Origin of the sequence: Pseudomonas sp. MD195_PC81_125, assembly GCF_014060985.1 — a bacterium.
Classification (GTDB): domain Bacteria; phylum Pseudomonadota; class Gammaproteobacteria; order Pseudomonadales; family Pseudomonadaceae; genus Aquipseudomonas; species Aquipseudomonas parakoreensis.
Map to the genome: position 1 here is coordinate 1 of NZ_JABULD010000480.1, position 5303 is coordinate 5303.

General features: G+C 59.2%; 2 protein-coding genes and 1 rRNA gene. All 3 read left to right on the top strand.

Annotated features, from left to right (window positions below):
• The first annotated feature begins 140 nt into the window (after positions 1 to 140).
• Positions 141 to 256: ribosomal RNA gene (gene rrf / locus HT737_RS19380) — 5S ribosomal RNA — on the top strand.
• A gap of 153 nt (positions 257 to 409) precedes the next feature.
• Positions 410 to 3862, top strand: a complete 3453-nt coding sequence (recC, locus tag HT737_RS19385; RefSeq protein ID WP_182403721.1) for an exodeoxyribonuclease V subunit gamma — start codon at positions 410 to 412, stop codon at positions 3860 to 3862.
• On the top strand, positions 3859 to 5303 hold a 1445-nt coding region (locus HT737_RS19390), incomplete at its 3' end, for a UvrD-helicase domain-containing protein (RefSeq protein ID WP_182403722.1). The genes recC and HT737_RS19390, both read left to right, overlap by 4 nt.

A 5303-nucleotide genomic window follows, 5' to 3' on the forward strand; every position in this document is an offset into this window, starting at 1 on the left:
AATCTGAATGCTCGAAAGAGACCAGATTGCGGTGTGTGAAGACGCAATGAACCGAAAGTTCGCGCTGCTCACAAACACCTGTATCACATACCCGATTTGCTGAAGCGAGGCCAGTTGGTCACGAGTCAGTACCCGAATTTCTTGACGACCATAGAGCGTTGGAACCACCTGATCCCATCCCGAACTCAGAAGTGAAACGATGCATCGCCGATGATAGTGTGGGGTTTCCCCATGTGAGAGTAGGTCATCGTCAAGATTAAATTCCGAAACCCCAATTGCGAAAGCAATTGGGGTTTTGTTTTGCGCGCAGGAAAGTTCCTACAGCGCGCGGTATGCCCTTCCGGCTGTCACAGCCTGCCGACAATGCTAAGGTTCTGCCCTGGCTTTGTACTTTTCCAAGGAAGTTTTTATGCCGGACGCCCAGTCCCTCAATGCTGCATTCATGGTGGTCCAGAGCAATAGCCTGGACGAACTGCGCAGCCTGGTGGTTAGTGTCATGCGGCGCTATCCATTGGCACCCTTGGAGAACGAAATCGCTCTGGTGCAGAGCAACGGTATCGCCCAATGGCTCAAACTGGCTTTGGCGGAAGACCCTGAGGACGACGACCTCGGGGGATGCGGAATAGCTGCGGCCATAGATGTGCAATTGCCTGGCAGTTTCATGTGGCAGCTTTACCGTATGGTGTTAGGCCGAGACGAAATTCCCGCCAAGTCCCTGCTCGACAAAGCCCCATTGACCTGGCGACTGATGCGCTTGCTGCCGCAGGTTATTGATCGCCCCCATTTTGAGCCGCTGCAACGGTTCCTCACGCACGACACGGATTTACGCAAGCGCTACCAGCTGTCAGAGCGCCTGGCAGATCTGTTTGACCAGTACCAAGTGTATCGGGCTGATTGGCTCGAGGACTGGGCCGAAGGCCGGCACCAGTTGCGCAATGTTCGAGGTGAAGTGAAGCCACTGCCCCCGGTCAGTTGCTGGCAGGCTGAGTTGTGGCGTGCTCTGCTGGAAGATGTCGGTGAGCAGGGCATGGCGCAGAGCCGGGCAGGTGTTCATCAGCGCTTTATCGAGCGCATAAATGCCCTTGAAAACGCACCTGCAGGACTACCCTCGCGGGTGATCGTGTTTGGCATATCTTCGTTGCCGGCCCAGGTGCTCGAAGCGTTGGCCGGACTTGCGCGTTTCAGTCAGGTGCTGCTGTGTGTGCACAACCCTTGCCGACACCACTGGGCCGATATCGTTGCCGACAAGGATCTGCTGCGCCATCAATACAAGCGGCAAAGCCGCAAGACCGGCATGCCGGTCGTGCTCGATCCGGAAGCGCTGCACCAACACGCGCATCCGTTGCTCGCAGCCTGGGGCAAACAGGGGCGCGACTACATCAACTTGCTGGACAGCTACGATGACCCCAATAGCTATCGTGCGGCATTCCGTGACGGGCGCATCGACCTGTTCAGCGAGACGCAGCCACAGACTCTGCTCAATCAACTTCAGGACGACATCCTCGAATTGCGGCCGCTCAATGAAACGCGTGAGCACTGGCCTGCCGTCGACCTGACGCAGGATGAGTCGATCCGCTTTCATATAGCCCACAGTGCTCAGCGTGAGGTGGAAATCCTTCACGACCAGTTACTCGCCCGCTTCAGTGCCAATCCCCATCTACGCCCGCGCGATGTAATCGTGATGGTGCCGGACATCGATAGCTATGCGCCCCATATTCGGGCGGTGTTCGGGCAACTGGATCGGCATGATCCTCGCTTTATTCCATTTACCTTGGCCGACCAGGGCCAGCGCGGTCGCGATCCGTTGCTGATTGCCGTCGAGCACCTGCTCAAACTGCCGGACAGTCGTTTCCCGGTAAGCGAGATCCTCGACCTGCTCGACGTTCCTGCATTGCGCGCCCGCTTTGGCGTTCAGGAACGCGACTTACCTACGCTGCATCGCTGGATCGAAGGCGCAGGGGTGCGCTGGGGAATGAACGCTGAACAACGTGCCGGACTGGGCTTGCCAGATGAGCTTGAGCAAAACAGCTGGCATTTCGGCCTGCGACGGATGTTGCTTGGATACGCCGTAGGCAGCTCCAACGCCTGCGCAGGTATCGAGCCTTACGATGAAATCGGCGGTCTGGATGCTGCGTTGATCGGGCCGCTGGTTGCCCTGCTTGATGCATTGGAGCTGGCCCATCACGAGCTCAATGAGGCTGCTCAGCCCAAGGCGTGGGGCCTGCGGCTGCAGATTCTGATGCAACTATTCTTCAAGGCCAGTAACGAGCACGACGATTATCTGCTCACGCAGCTTGAGGAGCTGCGCGAGACTTGGCTGCAGACCTGCGAATCGGTGGGGTTGGTAGATGAGTTGCCGCTGACAGTAGTTCGGGAGGCCTGGCTCGCGGGTCTGGATCAGGGGCGCCTGTCCCAGCGCTTTCTGGCCGGCGCAGTAAATTTTTGCACACTGATGCCCATGCGGGCGATCCCGTTCAAGCTCGTCTGTTTGCTGGGGATGAACGATGGCGATTATCCCCGGGCGCAACCTCCACTTGATTTTGACCTCATGGGCAGCGATTACCGGCCTGGGGACCGTTCCCGACGTGAGGATGATCGCTATCTGTTGCTCGAGGCGCTGCTGTCTGCGCGAAATCAGCTGTACATCAGTTGGGTCGGACGCAGTATTCGAGACAATAGTGAACGGCCTGCTTCCGTGCTGATCGGCCAGTTGCGCGATCACCTTGCCAGTGGCTGGCGGTCGCTCGATGAGCACCAGGAATTGTTGCACGCCATGACCAAGGAGCATCCCCTGCAACCGTTCAGCTCGCGCTATTTCCATGAAGGCGACCAACTATTCAGTTATGCCCGTGAATGGCAGGTTTTGCACCAGGTGCATGAGCCACAACACGAAGCGGAGCTACTCGCGCCTTATGTTCAGGAGGAGCCGCTGAGTCTGGCCCTACTGCAGGATTTCCTGCGCAATCCGGTCCGGCACTTTTTCACGCAGCGACTCAAAGTGTACTTTGAGGCCGCCGAGGCGCCTCTGGCTGACGAAGAACCGTTCGTGCTGGACGCATTGCAACGTTACACACTCAGCGAGAGCCTGCTCGAAGCCGCGCTCCGGCAGCCCGATAATGTCGATCATGCGCTCGAAGATCAGGCGCGCCGTTTGCAAAACAGCGGGTTGCTGCCCATGGCCGGTTTCGGCGAATGCCTGCAACGAGAGTTGATCGAGCCGTTACCGGACCTGCTGCAGCGTTACCAACAACTTCTGACGTTATGGCCGACACCGTTGATCAGCGCACTCCCGGTCAATCTCGAGTTGCAGGGTGTGCGTATTGAAGGCTGGCTCGCGGGTTTGCATCAGCGTGCTGACGGTGGCGTGCTGTCCGTCACTGCCATTCCCAACAGCATCGGTTCGATCAAAAGTCGGAAATGGCATCGCTTGATCAAGCCCTGGGTCAACCACCTGGTGGCCTGCGCCAGCGGACTCATGTTGAGCACGGCGTTGGTGGCGAGTGACGATACGCTGTTGCTCGAGCCGATGGAGAAGGATCGTGCCACTCGTTTCCTTGGCGATCTTCTGCTCGCCTGGCAGGCCGGCATGCGCCAGCCGCTGCCGATCGCGGTCAAGACAGCCTTCGCCTGGCTTGCGCAGACTGATCCGCTCAAAGCCGAGGCAGCTGCCCGCAAGGCCTACGAAGGTGACGGCCAGACCAGTGAAGGCGAGCGCCGAGAGAACCCCGCGTTGTTCCGCCAATTTGCAGACTTTGATGCATTGCTGGCGGACGAAACATTCTCCGGTTGGTGCGACGCGTTGTATCGCCCTCTGTATGAAGCGCCTTGGCGTTCACTGATCAGTGAAGGGGCGCGCGCATGAGTACCAGGACACCTTTGGCACTGGCCTTCCCGCTGCATGGCAGTCAACTTATCGAGGCCAGTGCCGGCACCGGCAAGACCTTTACTATCTCGGCGCTTTATCTGCGGCTGATCCTTGGGCACGGCGGCGAAGCGAACGGTTTCGGCCGTGAGCTGCTGCCCCCGCAGATTCTTGTGGTGACGTTCACTGATGCCGCTACCAAGGAACTGCGTGAACGAATCCGTACGCGGCTGGCCGAGGCTGCGCGGTTTTTCCGTGAAGAAACCCCTGCGCCGGATGCCCTGATTGCCGAATTGCGTGAGCAATTTGACCCGGCGCAATGGGCCGGATGCGCCAATCGTCTGGACATCGCCGCGCAATGGATGGACGAAGCGGCCGTCTCCACCATCCACAGTTGGTGCCAGCGCATGTTGCGCGAACATGCATTCGACAGCGGCAGCCTGTTTACGCAATCCCTGGAGACCGATCACAGCGACCTGCTCGGCGAAGTGCTGCGCGATTACTGGCGACTGTTTTGTTATCCGATGCAGGGCGATGCGCTGAACTGGGTTCGTACCCACTGGGGCGGGCCGGCCGCATTGTTGCCAAGGGTGCGCGGTCTGTTTGGCAGTGAGCATGAAAGTGGCGACGGAAAGGCTCCCGCAGAGCTGATCGACGAGTGTCTGCGGGAGCGACGTGCCGCGTTGCTCGAGCTGAAAATGCCATGGCGTCAGTGGGCGGATGAGCTGCTGGTGATCTGTCACGAGGGCGTCGCGAGCAAAGCCGTTGACGGACGCAAGATGCAGGCGCGTTACTTCGAGCCCTGGTTCGAGAAACTCAAGGCCTGGGCGCAAGACGAGTCCATGGAGCAACTGGACATCGGCACTGGTTTTACCCGACTGACCCCTGACGGGATGGCTGAAGCCTGGAAGGGGCAGGCGCCGAGTCATCCGGGGCTCGACGCGATGCCGGGGCTCAAGTCGAGCCTCGACGCGCTGCCCACCCCGGATGCCGCTGTCTTGCAGCACGCGGCGAGATGGGTGGGCGCGCGTTTTGAAGAAGAGAAGCGTCGTCGCGCGGAAATGGGTTTTGATGACATGCTGTTGCGGCTCGATGCGGCGTTGCAATCCGACAGCGGCGAGCGCCTGGCGGCGGTGATCCGCGAGCAGTTTCCGGTGGCATTGATCGATGAGTTTCAGGACACCGATCCGGTGCAATACCGGATCTTCGAAAGCATCTATCGCATCGAAGATAACAGTCCGGACACCGGCCTGTTCCTGATCGGCGACCCCAAGCAGGCGATCTACGCGTTCCGTGGCGCCGATATCTATACCTACCTGCGTGCGCGTCAGGCCACCACTGGCCGCCTGCATACACTGGGCACCAACTTCCGTTCCAGCCATGGCATGGTCAATGCGGTCAATCATGTATTCGAACGCGCCGAGTCCCGTGAGCAGGGACG